Below are 22,189 nucleotides of genomic sequence, written 5' to 3'. Positions count from 1 at the left end.
GGAACCCACCATCGGGTTCCACCGTGTCACCACCATAGCAGCCCTGCGGTGAACAGGTGGTTAACCCAGCCGTCGGGCCAGATCCTCGGCCGGCATCGGGCGTCCCAACAGGAACCCCTGCACCAGGTCACAGCCGCAATTGCGCAGAAAGTCCAGCTGCTCGGCGGTTTCCACTCCCTCGGCCACGGTCTCCAGCCCCAGGCCATGGGCCATGGTGACGATGGTTTCCACCAATCGGGCGGCATTGGGATCGGAAATGGCGCCGGACACGAAGGACCGGTCGATCTTCAGGGTGTCGAAGGGATAGCGCTGGAGATACCCCAGCGAGGAATAGCCGGTTCCAAAATCATCGATGGAAAGACGGACCCCCAGGTCGCAGAGCTTGCGCAGCGTCATCCCGGTCTCGGGCGAACCGTCCATCACCACGCTTTCGGTGATTTCCAGCTCCAGTTGCTCGGGCGCCAGACCGGTCTCGTCCAATTTCAGCCTGACCCAATCGCCAAAGGCTGGCCCCTGCAATTGCCGTGGTGACACATTAACAGCGACCCGCAAGTCCTTGCGCCGCCCATTGAAAAGATCAACGGCCTGTCGGCAGGCGGTGGCCACCACCCAGTCGCCGATCTCGCCGATCAATCCAACCTCCTCGGCCAGCGGAATAAAGCTGCCGGGTTGCAGACGCTGCTCGGGCGAACGGTTCCAGCGCACCAGGGACTCCATGCCGACCACCGATCCGGCCTGGATGTCATAGAGTGGCTGGTAGTCGAGATACAGTTCGCCGCGGCCGGCGGCGCCACGCAATTGGCTTTCCAGCTTCAGGCGTTCCTGCATCCGTTCGTTCAGTTCGCGGGTAAAGAAGTGATAGCGCCCCCTGCCCTGCTCCTTGGCCTTGTACATGGACAGTTCGGCGTTGCGCAGCAGCACCTGGCCGTCGGTGCCGTCGGAAGGAAACAGGCTGATGCCGATGCTGGTGGTGACGAAGTGATCCTGGCCCGAGATAACGAAGGGGGGCACGAACGTCTCGACCACCCGATCCGCCACCTTCTGTATGGCCACCCCGTCGTCGACGCCGGGAAGGATGATGACGAATTCGTCGCCGCCCATGCGGGCCAGGGTATCACCCTCGCGCACGCATTCGTTCAGCCGCCGCGCCGCCTCCTTCAGCAGGGAATCGCCGGCGGCGTGCCCCAGCGAATCGTTGACGTTCTTGAAGCGGTCGAGATCGATATAGAGCAGAGCGGTCAAGGCATCGCGGCGATGGGCGACCGCGATGCCTTGTTCCAGACGGTCCAGCATCAGCAACCGGTTGGGCAGCCCGGTCAGATCGTCGAAATTGGCCTGACGCAGCAGCCTCTCCTCATAGCTGCGCCGGGCGGTGATGTCCTCCTTGACCGCGACGAAATTAGTGATGGACCCGGACGAATCCTCCAGCGGAGATACCGTCGCGTATTCCCAGAACAGCTGGCCGTCGCGGCGCTGATTGCAGAACTCGCCACGCCATTCCTGCCCTTTTCTCAGGGTTTCCCACATGGCGCGATAGGTTCCCTCGCCCGCATCCCTGCGGTGGATGAAGTCGATGGGCCGGCCCAGGGACTCGGTGGCGGGATAGCCGGTCGTCTTGATGAACTTGGGATTGACGTAGCCGATGACGCCGTCCCGGTCGGTGATCACCACCGACACCGGACTTTGCTCGATGGCCAGGGACAGCACCCTCACCCGCTCTTCCGCCTCCCGCCGCTTGGCCCGTTCGCTGGCATCCCTGATCTCGCGCTCGATAGCGGGGACCAGCCGGGCGAGGCTGGCCTTGTCGAGGAAATCGTGCGCCCCCCGCTTCAGCAGGTTGACCGCATCCTCAGCCCTGACCACCCCGGACATGATGATGAACGGCAGGTCGCGGCCGCTGTCTTGCAAGGTGGCCAGCGCCGCGTCGGCGCTGAAGGTGGGCAGGTGGTAGTCGCTCAACACCACGTCCCACGTCATGTCCGACCACAGGGCCGCGCGCATTTCCTCGCCAGTTTCGACCCGGCGGACGACAGGAACGAAACCGCCGCGCAGCAGTTCAAGCTCCAGCAGCTCGGCGTCGTCGGGTGAATCCTCGACCAGCAGGACGTTCAGCGGGGTTCCCATTGCCCCCCTCCCTACGACGGCGGCGCCAGGTTGGTGACCAGCCAGTAATGTTCCAGCTGGCGAACCATGTCGGAGAACGATTCAAAGGCGGTCGGCTTGCGGATATAGCTGTTCACCCCCCGGTCATAGCCGCCGATGATGTCGGCCTGATCGTCGGACGTGGTCAGGATGACCACCGGAATCCGCCGGGTCTCCGGCCGCTCGCGCAGCCGACGCAGAACCTCCAGGCCGCCGATGCCGGGCAGTTGCAGGTCAAGCAGCACCAGGGCGGGAAGCTCGCGACTGGTCCGGCCGGCGTGACGGCCGGTGCCGAACAGATATTCCAGCGCTTCTTCGCCATCCCTGACCACGATGATCGTCGGCGCGACCGTGCTGCCCCGAAAGGCGTGCAAGGCAAGCTCGACATCGTCCTGGTTGTCCTCGACCAGCAGAACCTGTGGCATTTTCGTCTTCACCCCTCTCTCATCAGGCCGGCGGCCGGATATTCAGGCCAAGCCAGTAGCGTTCCAATTGGCCGATCACGCCGGCAAAGGCCTCGAAGCCGTGCGGCTTGCGAATAAAGCTGTTGGCGCCCAGGTCATAGCTGGTCCTCATGTCCGCGTCGGAGGAGGAAGAGGTCAGGACAACCACCGGAATCCGCCTGGTCCCGGGATTGCCGCGAATCGAGCGCAGGACGTCGAGCCCGCCCAGGCGGGGCAGCGTCAGGTCAAGCACCACCACATCGGGAAGCGGGAGAAGACCCTGAAACAGGTAGTCCAGCGCATCCCCGCCATCGCGGATCACCACCACGTCCGCGTTCAGTCCGGAATGGCTACAGGCGTGAAGAACCATGTCGACGTCGTCGGCATTGTCCTCGATCAGCAGGACCTTATGCCTTGCCATGCGACGTCCCCCCTTCCCACAGGGTGAAACGGAAGGTCGCCCCCTTGCCCAGGGCGCCCTCGGCCCACACCCGTCCGCCGTGCCGGGCCAGGATGCGCAAGGCCGTGGCCAACCCGATGCCGGTGCCCTCGAATTCCTCCGAGCGGTGCAGCCGGCAGAACGGCATGAACAGACGGTCGAGGTAGTTCATGTCGAACCCGGCGCCGTTGTCGCGGACGACAAAGACGTCGGCGCCGTCATTCCGCTCGACGCTGAACGAGATGGCGGCCGCCTTGTTGTGGCGGGAATACTTCCAGGCGTTGCCCAGCAGGTTCTCCAGCACGGAATCCAGCAGGCGGCGGTCGCCGTTGACCGTCATGCCGGGGGCGATGGTCACCGAGACCGAGCGCTGCGGCTCCTTCTCGCGCAGGCGTTCGACCACCTTGGCCGCCATTTCCGACAGATCCAGCGGTTCAATGGTCAATTCGCTGCGGGTGGAGCGCGACAGCTTCAAAAAGCTGTCGATCATCTCGGCCATGTCGTGGGCGCCGGCCCTGATCCGCTCCAGGTAGTGCCGGAAGCGGTCATCCATCTTTCCAGAATATTCGGCATTGAGAATCTGGCCGAATCCCTCGATGCGGCGCAACGGCGCCCGCAGATCATGCGAGACCGAATAGGTGAACGAATCCAGTTCCTTGTTGCTTGCTTCCAATGCGGCGGTCCGCTGGCGGACCCGCTGTTCCAGTTCCTCGTTAAGCCGGATGACCTCTTCTTCCGCCTTGCGGCGGGCGGCGATGTCCTCCTCCAGTTCGGCATTGACCTCGTTCAGTTCGCGATAGACCTCGCGCAGTCCCGCCGACATCCGGTTGAACGCGCCGACCACCTGATCCAATTCGTCCTCGCGCCCCGGGCGGCGACGCGTCAGCCCCAGGGGCGGCGACGTGCTGAGGTTGAAGGCGCCGACATAGCCGGCGATGAAGACCAGATGCCGGGTGACCAGCCGATAGACGATGTAGAGGATGAACAAGGCGACCAGGAACGTCTTGACGCCCTGGCTGATCAGGATGACCACCGCCTTCTCGAACAATCGGTTGTAGACGCCGCTCAGACTGGCCTCCATGTGCAGGACGCCGATGGTCTCGGACGGCGCGGCGTCCCTGTTCTCGGAATAAGTGATGGGATACTCGCGGCTGATGACCGGCCCGGTGCCGCGCTCGCCGATGGACACCACAACCCGACGCTTCAGTGACCGCCCGATCTCCCTGACTTCCAGGTATTGCATGTCGGGCAGGCGCTTGATGCCCTCGATCTGACGCTGGATCTGGTCGGTGTCCAGACTCCACAGGCTGCCCCCCAGGCTGTCGAGGTTGCTCTGCTCGATCTCGGAAAAGCGATCCTCGATGCTCTGAATCTCGCCGCGATAGTCCAGGTAGAGCTGCAACACCGTCAGAACCAGGGTCACCAGGGAACTGAACAGGACGATGGCGGCCAGCAGGCGAAGGCCGATACCACGCGCCAGGGCGGCACTCAATCCAGAGGAAGCGCGATCCTCGTCGACGGCGGCACTCCGGTCCGGACCCGCTTGGCCCGCCACGGCAATGCTCTTCTGGGTTTCGCTCATCAATGCCCTCCACCCCCTATGGTACATCGACTTGCCGGACGGGTGAAGCGCCTTGCCGGTCTCCGCCGGAGATCGGATCGCATCCCGGCACCGCCAATGCCATACAAATTAATAAGCACTGGTTGATCTAGATATAATTGTAAAACTTATGCGTGCCGCAAATATCTGGCAGCTCCCCTGTTATTGAGATATCAGCTTGTCTTCTCAACATCTTTACGATGAAGTGGACAACAGCAATGCGCTCATTAACAGAAGCTAAGACGACCCAGAATCCCCATCAACAACTATTCAGCGGCACTGAAGGCAAGGCAGGACCGGCCACCGCCGGCCCCGCCCTGCTGTCGAGGCAGGCGGACGCCATGGTCAGGCTGCTGTCCTCGCCGCCGGCCGGCATGGCCGAAACCGCCGATCACTTTCTGTCCATGGCCGGATACCTGACCGAGCAGGCCACCACCCTGCCCGACACGGCCACGGCGGGACCGGCGGCGATGCTGCGCACCATGGTCAAGGCCGCGCCGGCGGCCAGACCGGATCAGGACCGCGCCCCGTCCAGGAACGGCAAGGTCAAGCTGGCCTCGCCCTTCATCGGCGCCATCGGCCCGCGCGAGATCTTGTCGACGCTGGGAGAACTGGGCGGCCATCTGGCCGGCACCCCCCATGTGGTGCTGGAGGAATCCTCCCGCTTGCTCCGCGAGTGGGGCGAGGCGCTGACCGGACGGATTCCGGTCGAGATTCCCAAGGGGGACCGCCGGTTCCAGGACATCGCCTGGACGAACAACCCGTTCCACCGCATGAGCATGAGCGGCTATCTGGCATGGTCGACCGCCGTCAACCGCATCATCGACCGCGCCGGCGCCGGAGAGGACGCGACCGAGCGCATGCGCTATGTCGCCTCGCTGTTCACCGACGCCCTGTCGCCCGACAACACCCTGATCGGCAATCCCGCCGCCCTCAAGGCGGCGCTCGATACCGGCGGACGCAGCCTGGTGGACGGCATGCGCAACATGCTGGAGGATCTCTCCAGCAACAGCGGCACCCCGTCCCAAGTGGACAAGACCGCTTTCTCCGTGGGAGGGAACCTGGCGGCGACCGAGGGAGCCGTGGTGTTCCGCAATCAGGTCCTGGAACTAATCCAGTACGCGCCGCGCACCGCCGAGGTCTTCACCATCCCGATCATGATGGTTCCTCCGGTGGTCAACAAATACTACATGATGGACATCGCCCCGGATCGCAGCCTGGTCCAGTTCCTGGTGGAGAAGGGTTTCCAGACCTTCATGATCAGCTGGCGCAATCCCCAGCCGCGACACGGACATTGGGGACTGGACGAATACGTCGCCGCCATGCTTGAGGCCATGGCCGCCATCCGCGCCATCACCGGCTGCTTCGACATCAACACCTTCACCGTTTGCACCGGCGCGGTCCCCCTGACCGCGCTGCTCGGCCACATCGCCGGTCGCAAGCTGGGGGGCGTCAACTCGGCGACCATGGTGGTTTCGGTTCTAGACAGCAACGAGGGACGTTCGCTGGGCCTGTTCGCCACCCCCCAGGCCATCGCCGAGGCCAAGCGGAAATCCGCCGCCAAGGGTATCCTCGACGGAGACGAGATGGCCAAGGTATTCACCTGGATGCGACCCCGCGATCTGGTATGGAACTACTGGGTCAACAATTACCTGCTGGGGCGCCAGCCGCCCGCCCTCGACATATTGTACTGGAACAACGACCCGACCCGGCTGACCGCCAGGATGCACGCCCAGCTCCTGGACGTATTCTCGCAGGACCTGCTGTGTACGCCCGGGGGGCTGACGGTTCTGGGCACGCCCATCGACCTTTCGACGATCGATTACGACACCTATCTGGTCGGGGGCATCACCGACCACATCAGCGTCTGGACCGGCGTCTACAACTCGGCCCGGCTGTTCGGCGGCCGGTTCGAGTTCGTGCTGCACTCCAGCGGCCACGTCCAGTCGGTGATCAATCCGCCGGGAACCCCAAAGGCCAAGTACTACGTCAACCCCGAGACCCCGGACGATCCCGAGCAATGGCTGGCCGGGGCCAAGGCCATGCCTGATTCGTGGTGGCTGCACTGGGCCGGATGGCTGGAACGGCATTCCGGCGACCGCCATCCCGCGCCGGCGGCGGCTGGCGACGCCGACCACCCCGTCCTGGCGGCGGCGCCGGGAACCTATGTCATCGAGAAATAGGAGAACGGGAGGAGTGGTCCGGCCATTGCCGGGCCACGACCTCGCCATCCGCCGCGAACGCGTGGCAACTGTCGATCAGGGCCGGACGGCCGGGGCCGGTCTCGCGGCGCAGCAGCGGATAGATGGTCTGAAAGGCGGTGGTGGCGACCGCGCCCAGCAGGTCGACGATATGGGTACAGCCCTTCACCCCGCCAAACCGGGCGCGAATCTCGCGCATGAAGCCGCCCCCCAGGCCCAGCCCCTTCAGTTCCGCGAAGTCGGGAGCGATATCGCCGCACATGGGAAAGGGGGAAAAATCGATGGTGGCCTCGACGTTATGAATGGTGAAATCATCATCGATAGTTACTATTACGAGAATTTCATGAATGGGCTCCCCGGCGGGGACATGCTTGCGGTACAGCCCCTCCAGGTCATAGGCCTTGACGTCGACAAGCTTCCCTTCGATATCCCACAATCCGTCGTGTCTGCGGTATCCGTCCATGGTCATGGTCCGGGTGTGGATGGGCTGGCGGGGCGCTGGTTCGCGAAGCGGCATGGAGTGGCAATCCGTATGATGTCGTCAACGTAACCGAGAACATATCTCATATAATATCACCTAAAACAACAGCCGACGCAGCAGTCTAGTTGTTGAGCCCGTCCCGATAATCCGATACTGTAATGAAAGACTGATTCTTACGCGCAAAGGCAAGACTGAACACCCCGGAAACACTGCACTTTATAAGCATACTTGAACAGCAATCAATAATCGTAAAACCAAGAAGGGAGAATGACATGTGGGGAGGTGGTTTCCTCGGATGGGGCCGGGCGGCAGGAGCCGCAGTGCTTATCGGATTGCTTCCTTCCCTGGGGTTTGCCCAGAACGGCGACAAGCCGCGCGAACTGGAATACGCCTTTCCCGACCAATCGGTGTGGACCACCAAGGTCGACGAACGCGGCGACCCCGACAACCCCCTGCTTCGCCTTGCCGCCGTCATGTTCGAGAAGGCCGGAATTCCCTGGCATGGCCGCCGCTATCCCGCCGCCCGGATGTTCAGCTACCTGAACGACGGCACCGCCGAATTCTCCATGCTGGTGAAATCGCAGGCACTGAACGAATGTTGCCTGTGGGGCAAGACCCCGGTGGCCAGCACCGAATTGCGGGTCTACCGCATGGCGGGCAGTCCGCCGATCCGCGCCAAGGAGGATCTGGCCGGCAAGCGCATCATCACCATCCGCGGATACAGCTATGGCGGTCTGCTGCCGTTCCTTTCCGATCCGGCCAACAACATCAGCAACAACACGGCCATCAAGCACGATGCCGCTTTCGCCATGCTGGAGGCCGGCCGCGGCGATTATCTGCTGGACTACACCGGCCCGGCGGTCGAGGTCCTGACCGACCACCCCATCGCGGGCATCGCCTATGATTCGCTCACCCGGCTGGACGTCTATCTGGTGCTCGCCAAATCCTATCCCGGCGCCGCCGATGTCCTGGCCCGGCTTGAGGCCATCGTCGAGACCCTGGACAAGGAAGCGATCCTTGGCGTGCCGCTTCGCTGAACGATATTCGCGGCCATCCTCCCAGTTCCCCCTTATGAACCGACGCCAAACGTATTATGCTGAATCAGCGCTCCCGACACGCGAGGCCTGTGCCGAATGATTCGCTTGGCAAACGTACTTCTCATCGATGCGGATTCGGCCAGGACCGGACCGCTGCTGGCGCGGCTGTCCCATAACGGCTATCACGCCGTCGTTGCCGAGACGCCCGAGCAGGCCATCGGCCACGCCCGCTCCGAACATCCCGACCTGATTCTGGTCGGCGACGCCGGACAAAGCCCGATCGTCACCGGCGGCGCGCTGAGGCAGGATGCCCAATGCGCCGACATTCCCATGGTGGCGCTGGTCACCCGCATTTCCGCCGACATGGCGTCCGACGCCTATGTCGCCGGCCTCGACGACGTGGTGTGCTGGGACTATGACGACGTCGAGATGTTCGCCCGGCTGCGCCCGCTGATCCGCCTCGCCACCATGCACGCCGAGTTGCGCCAGCGTTCCGCCGCCGCCGCCGCCTTTGGCATCAGCGCCCGCAGCCGCGCCACCGCCCCCGAGGGCAACCGCCCATCCATCCTGGTGGTCGGCCATGACCGCGACGGCGTTGGCGCCGTCATGGGCGACGCCGCCGAGGTCATCTCCAGCGTCAACCTGTATGACGCGGAAAACCTGCTGGAGCGGCGCAATTTCGATGCCGCCATCATCACCGCCGACAGCGATATCGAACCGTCGCTGGCGTTCTCGTCCCAGGTCCGCAACAATCCCCGCCTGTTCAACCTGCCCATGGTGATGCTGATGGACAAGGGGGCCTCGGCCACCGAGCCCTATCGGCGCGGGGTCAGCCGGGTTCTGCACCGCCCCATGGACCCCGGGATCATGCGGGCGTCGGTGCTGTCGATGGTGCGGCGCCAGCAATTGCGCTGGAGCATCCGCGCCGCCCTGTTCGAAAGCCTGAAGGACGCCAGCCGCGATCCGCTGACCGGCGCCTACAACCGTGCCTTCCTCGAAAAATACCTGACCGAGCGGCTGGCCGTGGCCACCACTCATCACCGGCATCTGGCGGTGGTCTTCTTCTATATTCCCAATATCGAGGGGGTCCGCGATCATTTCGGCGACGACGCCGCCGAACATCTGGCCCAGCAATTGGGACAATGGATCGGCGGCCTGCTGCGGGCCGAGGATTTGAGCGCCCTGTACGCCCAGAACCAGTTCTGCGTGGTGCTGCCCGACACCCCCCTGGTGGAAGCCGAGGTGGTGATGCACCGCATCGCCGGCGTCCTCGCCTATACCGATTTCGCGGTGCGCGAGGTTTATCAGCCGGTCAAGGTCTGGGTTCAGGTCGCCTGCACCGACGCCCGCCCCGACGACAGCATGGATAGCCTGCTGGCCAGGGCGCAGGCCAAGCTGGACTGACCGCAATGCGGATCGAGTATGTCTTCGATACCGTCTGTCCGTGGTGCTATGTGGGCAAGCGCCGGCTGGAACGCGCCCTGGCCCAGCGTCCCAATGCCAGAATCACCGTGCAGTGGCGGCCTTTCCTGCTCAATCCCGACCTGCCGGCCGACGGCGTCGACCGACAGGTCTATCTCGACCGCAAGTTCGGTGGACCGGGACGGGTACAGCGGGTGCATGCCGCCGTGCTGGCGGCCGGACAGGCCGAAGGCATCGCTTTCGACTTCGACGCCATCACCAGGACCCCGAATACCCTGGCCTCGCACCGGCTGATTCGCCTCGCCGCCACCGTCAGCCGCGAGAGCGAAGTGGTGGAGGCGCTGTACCGTGCCTACTTCATCCACGGTCTCGACATCGGAGATCACACCGTCCTGGCCGATATCGCCGCCGGCCATGGGATGGATTCCGAGGCGACGCGGGCCTATCTGCGGTCGGACGAGGACGTGGCGGCGGTGCTGAACGACAATGCCCGCGCCCACCGCCTGGGAGTCAACGGCGTTCCGTGCCTGATCATCGACGGCAGCTATGCCCTGGCCGGCGCCCAGGAACCCGACATCCTGCTCCGCCTCATCGACATCGTCCGCGAGAGCGAAGCCGAAGCGGCGTTCAGTTGAATGTCGTCGACCTTTCTCGAAACCTTCGCCGCCAAGGGCAGCACCAGTCAGGCCGGCTTCGTCCACGGCAACGAAGAGGCGTTCTGGATTCGGGCCAGACGCAACCAATTGCTGGCCAAATGGGCCTGCGACCTGACCGACGAGGACAGCCAGACCTATCTGAAGGTTCTGCTGGACGCCGATTTCGCCCGCGTCCAGGCCAAGGCGGCGGAAGGTTTCCTGCTGCTGAAGATCCGCAATGACCTGATGGGATTCGGCGTCTTCCTCTCGCCCCAGCAGATTCGCGACGTCTGCGCCGACTTTGAACAGCAGGCCTTGCTGGAACGGCGGGAATGATCAGATTTCCTCGACCTCGGCGATGCCGGGGATCGAGCGCAGCGCTCCCATGAATTTGGGCGTGATGGCAATCTTGGCACCAAGGCCAAGCTCGATCTCGCGCCCGCCGGCCCGGGCGACGATGGCGATGGAATTGCGCCCCCTCGCCTCGCCGCCGATCAGGCCCTGAAGATCGCGGATCGGACCTTCGTCCTCGATGACGATGCGGATGCCGGCGGCGGCCCTGGCCGCCTCCTGATCCAGCGACGCGACGCGCTGGCAGGTCATCTTGATCTGATCTTCCTCCAGCTTGGCGTCCACCTCGATCAGCAGCGGCCCACCGGCGTCGAGCAGGTCCCGCGACACCGCCAGAATCTCGGCGAAGCAGGTGACCTCGAACATGCCGGAAGCATCCGAGAATTGCAGGAAGGCATAGCGCGAGCCACGCGCCGACACCCGTTCCTGCTTGGACAGCAGCGATCCCGCCAGCCGGACGCGGCCCTTGCCGCCCGATTGCAGATGACGGTTCAGTTCGGCGTATTTCAGCACGCCCAGGCGCTTCATGCTCTTGGCATAGGCGTCCAGCGGGTGAGCCGACAGATAGAACCCCACCGCCTCGAATTCCTGGTTCAGCCTCTCGTGCTGCGACCAGTCGGGAGCGGCCTCCAGCTTCAAGGTCGGAGCATTGGAACCGCCCAGCAGGCTCATCTGGCTCGACGCCCGGTCCTCGGCGGCCTGGGCGGCGTAGCGGGTCAGGGAATCGGCATTCTTGAACAGGCGTCCCCGGTTCTTGTCGATGCTGTCGAACACCCCGGCCTTGACCATGTTTTCCAACTGGCGGCGGTTGAGGACGCGGGCATCCATGCGGGCGGCGAAATCGCCCACATCCTTGAAGCGGCCGCCGCGCTCGCGCTCCTCCACCAGCGATGTCATGGCCGCCTCGCCCACGTTCTTCAGCGCCGCCAGGGCATAGCGCACCGCCTGGGCGCCATCGGGCAGCGCCTCCACCGAGAAGGTCGGCTGCGAGGCGTTGATGTCGGGCGGCAGCAGCCTGATCCCCAGGCGGTCCAGTTCCTGGCGGAAGGAATTGAGCTTGTCGGTATTGGCCATTTCATAGGTCATGGTCGCCGCCATGAACTCGGCCGGATGATTGGCCTTCAGCCAGGCGGTCTGGTAGGCGATCAGGGCATAGGCGGCGGCGTGCGACTTGTTGAAGCCGTATTCGGCGAACTTGGCCACCTTGTCGAAGATCATCGACGCCTGGGCGCCGTCGACGCCCCTGGCCACCGCGCCATCGACGAAGGTCTTGCGCTGGGCCTCCATCTCCTCCTTGATCTTCTTGCCCATGGCGCGGCGCAGCAGATCGGCGCCGCCCAGCGAATAGCCGGACAGCACCTGGGCGATCTGCATCACCTGCTCCTGGTAGACCATGATCCCGAAGGTCTCCTTCAGAATCGGCTCCAGCAGCGGATGCATGTAGTCCGGCTCTTCCTTGCCGTGCTTGCAGGCGATGTAGCGTGGAATCTGATCCATGGGACCGGGGCGGTACAAGGCCACCACCGCGATCAGGTCTTCCAGCCGGTTCGGCCCCATCTTGCGCAGCACGTCGCGCATCCCCGAACTTTCCAACTGGAACACGCCTGCCGCGTCGCCCCGCGACAGCAGTTCGTAGGACTTGGGATCATCAAGAGGTATCGCTGAAAGATCGACCGACAACCCCTTGGTTTTCTTGATGTGCCTGACGGCGGTCTCCATCACCGTCAGGGTTTTCAGCCCCAGGAAGTCGAACTTCACCAGCCCGGCCGATTCCACCCATTTCATATTGAACTGAGTCACCGGCATGTCGGACCGGGGATCGCGGTACAGCGGCACCAGTTCGTCCAGCGGCCGGTCTCCGATCACCACGCCGGCGGCATGGGTGGAGGCGTGGCGGTAGAGGCCCTCCAGCTTGATGGCCAGATCGATCAGGTGCGAGACCGCCTCGTCCCTCTCCTTGACCTCCTTGAACAGTGGCTCGCTCTCCAGCGCCTCTTCCAGGGTGACCGGCTTGGCCGGATTGTTGGGAACCATCTTGCACAACCGGTCCACCTGACCGTACGGCATCTGAAGCACCCGGCCGACGTCGCGCAGCACCGCCCTCGCCTGCAACTTTCCGAAGGTGATGATCTGGGCGACCTTGTCGTGGCCGTAGCGCTCCTGAACATAGCGAATGGTCTCTTCCCGCCGGTCCTGGCAGAAGTCGATGTCGAAGTCCGGCATGGAGACGCGCTCGGGGTTGAGGAACCGCTCGAACAGCAGCCCCCAGCGCAGCGGGTCGAGATCGGTGATGGTCAGCGCCCAGGCCACCGCGGAACCAGCGCCCGAGCCGCGTCCCGGTCCCACCGGAATGTCGTGGGCCTTGGACCACTGGATGAAATCCGACACGATCAGGAAATAACCGGGAAAGCCCATCTGCTCGATGACGTTCAGCTCGAACTCGATCCGCTCGCGATAGGGCTTGGCGGCATGTTCGCGCTGATCATCGGTCATGCCGGGCTGGAAGACGTGCTTCCACAGCCGCTTTTCCAATCCCTCGCGGGTCTTGTTGCGCAGCACCTCGGCCTCGGTCAGGCCATCCATGCGGTAGGGCGGCAGGATCGGCTTTCGCTTGGCCACCATGGTGGCGCAGCGCCGGGCGATCGTCAGGGTGTTGTCGCAGGCCTCGGGCAGGTCTGCGAACAGCTCGCGCATCTCGGCCGGCGACTTGAAATAATGCTCGGGTGTCAGGCGGCGGCGCTCGTCCTGCGCCACATAGGCCCCCTCGGCGATGCAGATCAGCGCGTCATGGGCCTCGAACATGCCCCGGTCGGCGAAGAACGGCTCGTTGGTGGCGACCAGCGGCAGGTCATGCCTGTAGGCAAGCTCGATCAGCGCCGGCTCGATGCGGTCCTCAACCTCCAGGTCGTGGCGCATCAGTTCCACATAGGCGCGGCCGGGAAAGGCCTGGGCCAGCCGGACCAGCACGATTTCCGCCTTGTCGGCCTGCCCGTCGGCCAGCAGGCGGCCCACCGGCCCCCTGGGGCCGCCGGTCAGGACGATCAGGCCGTCGGACCGGGTCTCCAGATCGTGCAGGGTGACCTGCGGCGTCTCGCCGGATTCGGTTTCCAGGAAGGCCTTCGACACCAGCTTCAGCAGGTTGAGATAGCCGGCCTCGGTCTGAGCCAGCAGCACCAGCCAGTCGGGTTCGGGCTTGCGGCCGTCCTTTGAGGGCGGGCCGTCCTCGCGGCGAATGGCCAGCTGAACCCCGATGATGGGCTGAATGCCGGCATCGGCGCAGGATACCGAGAATTCCAGCGCCCCGAACAGATTGCCGGTGTCGCAGATCGCCACCGCCGGCATGGCCATCTTCTCGCACAGCTTGACCAGCTGCTTGAGCTTGATGGCGCCTTCCGACAGGGAATAGGCGGTGTGGACGCGAAGATGGACGAAATCGGCGTGGGCTGGCATGGGGGCAGACTACCTTGAAACACGGTGCTTGTCCCGCGCTCTCCACCTCGGAGCGCGGGCGTCCCGCCCGCATGCATCATCCGTCCCGCCAATAGGCGCTTCCCCAACGCCAGGCGGCGGGGGCCCGACACAACCCGGCCGTCACCGGATTGAACTCCACATACTGAATAACCCGTTCCAGGTGCCGGGAATCCCGAACGAACCGATCGAAATAGTCGGGCTGCCAGACCCGACCACTTCTGCCCATCACGGTATTGATCGCCTTCGCCGTGAATGATTTCCAGCTATGAAGCAGATCGGCCAGCGGAATGTTGGGCTCAACCACCACATGGACGTGATTGGGCATGATCACCCAGGCCAGAAGACGATAGCGGTCTCCATCGAAATGGAGCAAAGCATCTTCCACCATCCGGGCGTTGACCGTCTGACACAGCAGGCATTCGCCCCGACCTCCGTCAAGAAGCATCTCCACCGCCTCGACCTGTTCCGTCGGCGGGTGATCGGCCAGAATGCGCTCGAACACATCCGTGGGAAGGCTGTCGGCAAGACGGAACGTTACCGCCTGAACAGTACCGGGGGTGTCGAAATGGGGGAGATAGCCGCGAGATGTCCAGCCCTTGAACTCGGTCATGGAAGGGGACTCTGCCTGCGGGCGGGACGCCCGCGCTCCGATTTGAGATGGGCGGGACGCCCCCTCCCCCTACACCAGCAATCCATCTTGCAGCCGAACCACCCGGTCCATGCGGCTGGCCAGTTCTGGATTGTGGGTGGCGATCAGGGCGGCGACGCCCGAGCCCTTGACCAGCGCCACCAGTTCCAGGAACACGCCATCGGCGGTATGGGGATCGAGATTGCCGGTGGGCTCGTCGGCCAGCAGCACGCGGGGGGCATTGGCCAGGGCGCGGCAGATGGCGACGCGCTGCTGCTCGCCACCCGACAACTGGCCGGGGCGGTGCCCGGCCCGCTCGGCCAGTCCCATGCGGCCCAGCAAGTCCATGGCGCGGTCGCGGGCCTTGGACCGGGCGGTGCCGGCGATCATCTGCGGCAGGATGACGTTTTCCACCGCCGAGAATTCCGGCAGCAGGTGATGATACTGGTAGACGAAGCCGAGATGCAGCCGCCGCAGCCGGGTGCGCTCCCGCTCCGAAAGCCCGCCCGCCGCCTGCCCGGCCAGCCGGACCTCGCCGGCATCGGGCTTTTCCAGCAGTCCGGCGATGTGGAGCAAGGTGGACTTTCCGGCCCCCGACGGCCCCACCAGGGCGACAATCTCGCCCGCCCGGATATCGAGGTCGGCGCCGCACAGCACCTCCAGGGTGTCCTTGCCCTGCCTGAAGGCCCGCCGCACGCTTTCCAGGCGAAGCCCGTCGTTCATCCCCCCGTCATTCATAGCGAAGGGCCTCCACCGGATCGAGGTTAGCGGCCCGCCACGACGGATAGATGGTGGCGGCGAACGACAAGCCCAGCGCCATCAGGACCACGGTCACCACCTCGCCGGGCTCGACCCGGGCCGGCAACTGGGTCAGGAAGTAGATCTCGGCGGCGAACAGCTCGCGGCCGACGATCATCTGGATGAACTGGCGGATCTGCTCGATATGGGTAGCGAACCACACGCCGAGCGCGGTGCCGAACACCGTTCCCACCACGCCGACCGAAGCCCCCGACAGGAAGAAGATGCGCATGATCATGCCCCGGGTCGCGCCCATGGTGCGCAGGACGGCGATGTCGCGCCCCTTGTCCTTCACCAGCATGATCAGGCTGGAGATGATGTTGAACGCCGCCACCAGGATGATCAGGGTCAGGATCAGGAACATGACGTTGCGTTCCACCTGGATGGCGTTGAAGAAATTGGCGTTGGCCTGCTGCCAGTCATAGATGCGCACCGTTCCGCCGGTGAGATCGTTGATAGCCTTGCGGGTCTCGGGAACCATGTCGGGGTTCTCTACGAACACCTCGATCTGGGTCACCGAATCGGGCAGGCGGAAATATGTCTGCGCCGCCTCCAGCGGCATGAAGACGAAGCCGGAATCGTATTCGAACATGCCGATATTGAAGGTGCCGGCGATGCGGTATCCGCGCATGCGCGGCACGGTGCCGAAGGCGGTGGCGTTGCCCTTGGGCGAGATCAGCGAAATGGTGTCGCCGATGCGCAATCCCAGTTTCTCCGCCAGCCGGTAGCCGACGATGACGGAATCATCGCCCCGGAAGTCCTCGGGCTTGCCCCGGAAATTCTTCTGGAAGATGGGGCGGCTCAGCATGTCGTCGGGGCGCACGCCGCGCACGATCGCCCCGGTTCCGCCATTGGCCGAGGTGGCGAACACCTGGCCCTCGGCGGTGGGAATGACGCGAGTGACGCCGGGAATCCCCCGGATCGCCTGGGCCAGCGGGTCGAAATCGGCCAGCGGCCCGCCATTGCCGTAGATGCCGATATGGCCATTGATGCCAAGGATGCGGCCCAGCAATTCATGGCGGAACCCGTTCATCACCGCCATGACCACGATCAGGGTGGCGACGCCCAGACCGATGCCGGCCAGGGAAAAGCCGGCGATCACCGAGATGAATCCTTCCTTGCGCCGCGCCCGCAGATATCTGAACGCCACCATCCGTTCGAACGCGTCGAAGATCATATTCAACAGTCCCTCAGTCGCCGGGCGCTCACTCCGTTCGCTTGGCTTCCGCCGCACGAGCGGCGCGGCCCCTTGGGCCTAGTCGCCTCGCTCCGTATTTTTGTCCCTCAGTCGCCGGGCGGAACCTAACCGATCAGCCGGGCCAGGGCCGATTCCACCGACATCTCGTGCTTTTCGCCGGTGGCGCGGCTCTTCAGTTCCACCATTCCCTGGGCGAGGCCCTTGGGACCGGCTACCAACTGCCATGGCAGGCCAATCAGGTCCATGTCGGCGAACTTGACGCCGGCCCGCTCGTCGCGGTCGTCGTACAGCACCTCGATTCCGGCGGCGCCCAGCTTGCCGTACAGGTCCTCGCAGATCGTATCGCACAGGGAATCGCCGGTCTTGAGATTGACCAGTCCCACCTTGAACGGCGCCACCGCCTCCGGCCACTTGATGCCCCGGTCGTCGTGATAGGCCTCGATTATGGCGCCGACAAGGCGGGAAACGCCGATGCCGTAGGACCCCATTTCGGGGAACACCGACTCGCCGGCCTTGTTCTGGACCTGGGCGTTCATGGCCTTGGAATACTTGGTGCCGAAATAGAAGATGTGGCCGACCTCGATGCCCCGGGCTTCCCGCAGACGCTCGGGCGGCGGCACGTTGGGACCGCCCGGAACATGCTTCTCGTCGGTGGCTGCGTAAAGACGGTTCAGCGCCTCCAGATCGATCTCGCCCTTGGCGGCCAGTTCGTCATAGGCGGCATCGTAGAACACGCCGCTCTCGCCGGTCTCGGCCAGGACGTGGAACTCGTGGGTCAGGTTGCCGCCGATGGCGCCCGAATCCGCCTGCATGGGAATGGCGGTCAGGCCCATGCGCTTGAACGTCTTCAGATACGCAGTGAACATAGCATCATAAGATCTTTTGGCACCTTCATAATCCATATCGAAGGAATAAGAATCCTTCATCAGGAACTCGCGCCCGCGCATGACGCCGAACCGGGGCCTCACCTCGTCGCGGAACTTCCACTGGATGTGATAGAGGATCTTGGGCAGGTCGCGATACGACCGCACATTGTCGCGGAACAGCTGGGTGATCAGTTCCTCGTTGGTGGGGCCGAACAGCATCTCGCGGTCATGGCGATCCTTGATACGCAGCATTTCCTTGCCGTAGGCGTCGTAGCGGCCGCTTTCCCGCCAGATGTCCGCCGACTGGATGGTGGGCATCAGCAGTTCCTGGGCACCGGCGGCGTCCTGTTCCTCGCGCACGATCTGCTCGATCCTGCGCAGCACCTTCCAGCCCAGCGGCAGCCACGAATAGATGCCGGCGGCCGACTGGCGGACCATCCCCGCCCGCAGCATCAGGCGGTGCGAGGCGATCTGGGCCTCGGAGGGAGTCTCCTTCAGGGTCGGCAGGAAAAAGGCGGAACGACGCATGGGGGCCTCGACAGCGGCAAGAGGGGTGGCCGGGAAATCGCCTTCCCGGCCGAAAGATCACGGACGAACGCCCCCGGCGGCTAGCGCCGGGCAATGCTCCTGCCGGCATAGCGGGCGGCGGAGCCCAGCAGTTCCTCGATGCGGATCAGTTGGTTGTACTTGGCGATGCGGTCCGAGCGCGACAGCGAGCCGGTCTTGATCTGGCCGCAATTGGTGGCGACGGCCAGATCGGCGATGGTGGAATCCTCGGTCTCGCCGGAACGGTGGCTCATGACGGCGGTGTAGCCGGCCTTGTGGGCCATGTCGACGGCCTCCAGGGTCTCGGACAGGGTGCCGATCTGGTTGACCTTGACCAGGATGGAATTGGCCAGCCCGGTATCGATGCCCATGGCGAGGCGCTCGGGATTGGTGACGAACAGGTCGTCGCCGACCAGCTGCACCTTGGCGCCCAGGGCGTCGGTCAGCATGGCCCAGCCCTCCAGGTCGTCCTCGGCGCAGCCGTCCTCGATGGAGATGATGGGATAGGAAGCCACCAGCTTGGCGTAGAACTTGACCAGACCCTTCTGGTCGAAGGTCTTCTTGGCGCCTTCCATGACGTACTTTCCGCCCTTGAAGAACTCGGACGAGGCGCAGTCCAGTGCCAGCATGATGTCCTCTCCCGGCTTGTAGCCGGCGGTCTCGATCGACTTCATGATGAAGTCCAGCGCCATCTCGGCACTCTTCAGGTTGGGGGCGAAGCCGCCCTCGTCGCCGACATTGGTGTTGTGGCCGGCGTCCTTCAGGGTCTTCTTCAGCGCATGGAATACCTCGGCGCCCATGCGGATCGAATCGGCGCAGGTGGCGGCGCCCACCGGCATGATCATGAATTCCTGGATGTCGATGGGATTGTCGGCATGGGCGCCGCCGTTGATGATGTTCATCATCGGCACCGGCAGGGTCGAGGCGAAGGCGCCGCCCACATAGCGGTACAGCGGCAGGCCGGATTCCTCGGCCGCCGCCTTGGCGGCCGCCAGCGACACGCCCAGGATGGCGTTTGCGCCCAGGCGGCTCTTGTTGGCGGTGCCGTCCAGGTCGATCATGGTCTTGTCGAGGACCACCTGATCCTCGACGTCCATGCCGGACAGGGCGTCGTAGATCTCGCCGTTGACCGATTCCACCGCCTTCTGCACGCCCTTGCCGAGATAGCGCGACTTGTCGCCGTCACGCAGCTCGCAGGCCTCGTGCACGCCGGTCGAGGCACCCGACGGCACCGCGGCGCGGCCGAACACGCCGGTCTCCAGCACCACGTCCACCTCGACGGTGGGATTGCCGCGCGAATCGAGAATCTCGCGGGCGTGAATATCGATAATGGCGGTCATCGGAACTCTCCCCTGGAACGGATCAGTCTATGGAAATGGGATGGCATTTGGCAGTGGCGTCGAGCTTGGTCAGGACCTCGATCAGCGCCGGCATGTCGGCCATGCGGATCATGTTGGGACCGTCGGACGGCGCTTTGTCGGGATCGGGGTGGCATTCGACGAACACGCCGGCCACGCCGATGGCGACGGCGGCCCTGGCGAGAACGGGCGCCATGCGGCGGTCGCCGCCCGAGGCACTGCCCTGGCCGCCCGGCGACTGCACCGCGTGGGTGGCGTCCATGATCACCGGCCAGCCGGTCTGGGCCATGATGGGCAGGCCACGCATGTCGGTGACCAGGGTGTTGTAGCCGAAGCTGGCGCCGCGCTCGGTCAGGAGAACGCGGGAATTGCCGGTGCTCTCGATCTTGGCGGCGACATTGGCCATGTCCCACGGCGCCAGGAACTGGCCCTTCTTGACGTTGACCACCGCGCCCGAACGGCCGGCGGCGATCAGCAGGTCGGTCTGGCGGCACAGGAAGGCGGGAATCTGGATGACGTCCACCGCCTTGGCGGCGATGGCGCATTGTTCCTCGGTATGGACGTCGGTCAGCACCGGCAGGCCCAGGCCGCCCCTGATCTCGGCGAAGATGGGCAGGGCCTTGTCCAGGCCGATGCCGCGCCGGCCCTTGAGGCTGGTGCGGTTGGCTTTGTCGAATGACGACTTGAAGATCAAGCCGATGCCGGCGGCTTGGGCCATCTCCTTCAGCGCGCCGGCGCATTCGATGGCGTGGTCGCGGCTTTCGATCTGGCAGGGGCCGGCGATCAGCACCAGCGGCAGATCGTTGCCGAGGATGAGGTGATCGGTAACGGCGACGTGATGACGGGTGGTCATGAACGACCTCACACCAATCGGGATTGACGCACCGCCGCGGCGATAAAGCTGGTGAACAGCGGATGCGGGTCGAACGGCTTCGACTTCAGCTCGGGATGGAACTGAACGCCGACGAACCAGGGGTGGTCTGGGAATTCGACGATCTCGGGCAGGATGCCGTCCGGCGACAGGCCCGAGAACGACAGGCCGGTCTTTTCCAGCCGGACCTTGTAGTCCAGGTTGACCTCGAAACGGTGGCGGTGGCGCTCACTGATGCGGTCGATGCCGTAAATCTCGCGTACCCGCGATCCCGGCTTCAGGTCGCAGTCATAGGCGCCAAGACGCATCGAACCGCCGAGGTCGCCGCTGGCCGAGCGCTTTTCCAGCATGTTGCCCTTCATCCACTCGGTCATCAGGCCGACCACGGGATTGTCGCAGGGGCCGAACTCGGTGGAACTGGCGTCCTTGATGTCGGCCAGATTGCGGGCCGCCTCGATCACCGCCATCTGCATGCCGAAGCAGATGCCGAAATAAGGAACGCCGCGTTCGCGGGCGAACTTGACCGCCTCGACCTTGCCGAAGGCGCCGCGCTCGCCGAAGCCACCCGGAACCAGGATGCCGTGACAGGGTTCCAGATGCAGGACCACGTCGCCCTGCTCGAAGATCTGGCTGTCGATCCAGTTGAGGCGGACCCTGACGTTGTTGGCGATGCCGCCGTGATGCAGCGCCTCGGCCAGGGATTTATAGCTGTCCAGCAGGCTGGTGTACTTGCCGACCACGGCGATGGTGACCTCGCCTTCCGGCTGGCGGATGCGCTCGACGATGGTCCGCCAGCGCTTCAGGTCGGGCATGGGGGCGTCAAGATGGAAGTGACGGCACACCACCGCGTCCATCCCCTGCTCGTGATAGCTGATCGGCACCTGATAGATGGTGTCCACGTCCAGGGCGGCGATCACCGCGTCCGAGGCGACGTTGCAGAACAGGGCGATCTTGCGGCGCTCGCTTTCGGGAATCTCGCGGTCGCAGCGGCACATCAGCATGTCGGGCTGGATGCCCACCGACAGCAGTTCCTTGACCGAATGCTGGGTCGGCTTGGTCTTCAGCTCGCCGGCCGAGGGGATGTAGGGCACCAGGGTCAGGTGCACGAACATCACCTTCTCGCGGCCCAGTTCGTTGCCCAGTTGGCGGATGGCCTCCAGGAACGGCAGGCTCTCGATGTCGCCGACGGTTCCGCCGATCTCGCACAGGCAGAAATCCTCGTCGGTGAGGTCGCTTTTCACGAATTCCTTGATGGCGTCGGTGACGTGCGGAATCACCTGGACGGTGGCGCCCAGGTAGTCGCCGCGCCGTTCCTTGGCGATGACATTGGAATAGATGCGCCCGGTGGTGATGTTGTCGCTCTTGCGCGAGGCGACGCCGGTGAAGCGCTCGTAATGCCCCAGGTCCAGGTCGGTCTCGGCCCCGTCGTCGGTGACGTAGACCTCGCCGTGCTGATACGGGCTCATGGTGCCGGGATCGACATTGAGATAGGGGTCGAGCTTCCTGAGCCGCACCTTGAAGCCACGCGCCTGCAACAGCGCCCCCAGCGCCGCCGACGCCAGCCCCTTGCCGAGAGAGGAAACCACGCCGCCGGTGATGAAGATGAATCGCGTCATCTGGCCTTCGCCCTCGATTGTCGGTATCCCAAACCTTGAAACCGGCCCCGCCGCGAACGGGCGGCCCGGTTCCATTCCGTCAGTCG

Annotated in this window: 18 protein-coding genes; 5 read left to right on the top strand and 13 right to left on the bottom strand. The window is 64.3% G+C overall.

What is annotated here, in order from left to right:
* Positions 1–60: 60 nt before the first annotated feature.
* From MTBSS4_RS02610 to MTBSS4_RS02595, 4 genes are read right to left on the bottom strand one after another with little or no spacing between them, the layout of a single operon-like run.
* The gene (locus MTBSS4_RS02610) at positions 61–2,124 is read right to left on the bottom strand and encodes a bifunctional diguanylate cyclase/phosphodiesterase (protein WP_173981834.1); all 2,064 of its coding nucleotides are present in this window, start codon (positions 2,122–2,124) and stop codon (positions 61–63) included.
* Positions 2,125–2,135: 11 nt separating this feature from the next.
* A complete protein-coding gene (locus MTBSS4_RS02605; RefSeq protein WP_173981833.1) occupies positions 2,136–2,567 on the bottom strand; it encodes a response regulator in 432 nt (143 codons plus the stop codon).
* A gap of 22 nt (positions 2,568–2,589) precedes the next feature.
* Positions 2,590–3,006: a response regulator gene (locus MTBSS4_RS02600; protein WP_173981832.1), complete on the bottom strand. Its 417-nt coding sequence runs from the start codon at positions 3,004–3,006 to the stop codon at positions 2,590–2,592.
* Complete coding sequence (locus MTBSS4_RS02595) at positions 2,993–4,606, bottom strand: ATP-binding protein (RefSeq protein WP_173981831.1); 1,614 nt, start codon at positions 4,604–4,606, stop codon at positions 2,993–2,995. Before MTBSS4_RS02595 ends, MTBSS4_RS02600 begins: the two co-directional genes overlap by 14 nt.
* Positions 4,607–4,965: 359 nt before the next feature.
* Between MTBSS4_RS02595 and MTBSS4_RS02590 the strand changes: the two genes are divergently transcribed.
* Positions 4,966–6,807 (top strand): alpha/beta fold hydrolase, encoded by a 1,842-nt coding sequence (locus MTBSS4_RS02590; RefSeq protein WP_217425484.1) that lies wholly within the window; start codon positions 4,966–4,968, stop codon positions 6,805–6,807.
* Here MTBSS4_RS02590 and MTBSS4_RS02585 read toward each other — a convergent pair.
* Positions 6,794–7,342 (bottom strand): DUF2889 domain-containing protein, encoded by a 549-nt coding sequence (locus MTBSS4_RS02585; protein WP_173981830.1) that lies wholly within the window; start codon positions 7,340–7,342, stop codon positions 6,794–6,796. The genes MTBSS4_RS02590 and MTBSS4_RS02585 overlap by 14 nt on opposite strands.
* A gap of 284 nt (positions 7,343–7,626) precedes the next feature.
* On the opposite strand from MTBSS4_RS02585, the gene MTBSS4_RS02580 reads away from it, so the two are divergent.
* The 4 genes from MTBSS4_RS02580 (at position 7,627) to MTBSS4_RS02565 (ending at position 10,736) form a co-directional block, all read left to right on the top strand.
* A complete protein-coding gene (locus MTBSS4_RS02580) occupies positions 7,627–8,343 on the top strand; it encodes an amino acid ABC transporter (protein WP_173981829.1) in 717 nt (238 codons plus the stop codon).
* 96 nt (positions 8,344–8,439) lie between these two features.
* On the top strand, positions 8,440–9,747 hold the full coding sequence (locus MTBSS4_RS02575; protein ID WP_173981828.1) for a diguanylate cyclase: 1,308 nt from the start codon (positions 8,440–8,442) through the stop codon (positions 9,745–9,747).
* Between the two features lie 5 nt (positions 9,748–9,752).
* Positions 9,753–10,400: a DsbA family oxidoreductase gene (locus tag MTBSS4_RS02570; RefSeq protein ID WP_173981827.1), complete on the top strand. Its 648-nt coding sequence runs from the start codon at positions 9,753–9,755 to the stop codon at positions 10,398–10,400.
* Entirely contained in the window at positions 10,401–10,736 is a 336-nt protein-coding gene (locus tag MTBSS4_RS02565; RefSeq protein WP_173981826.1) for an ATPase inhibitor subunit zeta, read from the top strand.
* Here MTBSS4_RS02565 and dnaE read toward each other — a convergent pair whose 3' ends face one another.
* From dnaE to MTBSS4_RS02525, 8 genes are all read right to left on the bottom strand, one after another.
* Positions 10,737–14,201, bottom strand: a complete 3,465-nt coding sequence (gene dnaE / locus MTBSS4_RS02560; protein ID WP_173981825.1) for a DNA polymerase III subunit alpha — start codon at positions 14,199–14,201, stop codon at positions 10,737–10,739. It lies immediately after the preceding gene.
* Positions 14,202–14,277: 76 nt separating this feature from the next.
* On the bottom strand, positions 14,278–14,832 hold the full coding sequence (locus tag MTBSS4_RS02555) for a transposase (RefSeq protein ID WP_173981824.1): 555 nt from the start codon (positions 14,830–14,832) through the stop codon (positions 14,278–14,280).
* A 69-nt stretch (positions 14,833–14,901) separates the two neighbouring features.
* Positions 14,902–15,573: an ABC transporter ATP-binding protein gene (locus MTBSS4_RS02550; RefSeq protein WP_254432345.1), complete on the bottom strand. Its 672-nt coding sequence runs from the start codon at positions 15,571–15,573 to the stop codon at positions 14,902–14,904.
* 7 nt (positions 15,574–15,580) lie between these two features.
* On the bottom strand, positions 15,581–16,825 hold the full coding sequence (locus MTBSS4_RS02545; RefSeq protein WP_173981822.1) for a lipoprotein-releasing ABC transporter permease subunit: 1,245 nt from the start codon (positions 16,823–16,825) through the stop codon (positions 15,581–15,583).
* A gap of 125 nt (positions 16,826–16,950) precedes the next feature.
* Entirely contained in the window at positions 16,951–18,240 is a 1,290-nt protein-coding gene (proS, locus tag MTBSS4_RS02540; RefSeq protein WP_173981821.1) for a proline--tRNA ligase, read from the bottom strand.
* Between the two features lie 80 nt (positions 18,241–18,320).
* Positions 18,321–19,598, bottom strand: coding sequence for a phosphopyruvate hydratase (gene eno / locus MTBSS4_RS02535; RefSeq protein ID WP_173981820.1), 1,278 nt, complete (start codon positions 19,596–19,598; stop codon positions 18,321–18,323).
* Positions 19,599–19,620: 22 nt separating this feature from the next.
* Positions 19,621–20,469 (bottom strand): 3-deoxy-8-phosphooctulonate synthase, encoded by an 849-nt coding sequence (kdsA, locus tag MTBSS4_RS02530; protein WP_173981819.1) that lies wholly within the window; start codon positions 20,467–20,469, stop codon positions 19,621–19,623.
* 8 nt (positions 20,470–20,477) lie between these two features.
* Entirely contained in the window at positions 20,478–22,103 is a 1,626-nt protein-coding gene (locus MTBSS4_RS02525) for a CTP synthase (protein WP_173981818.1), read from the bottom strand.
* Positions 22,104–22,189: the final 86 nt, after the last annotated feature.

Source organism: Magnetospirillum sp. SS-4, from assembly GCF_902729425.1.
Taxonomy (GTDB): domain Bacteria; phylum Pseudomonadota; class Alphaproteobacteria; order Rhodospirillales; family Magnetospirillaceae; genus Phaeospirillum.
The sequence above is the reverse complement of the archived record's forward strand: the minus strand, read 5'-3'. Positions and strand labels throughout refer to the sequence as shown.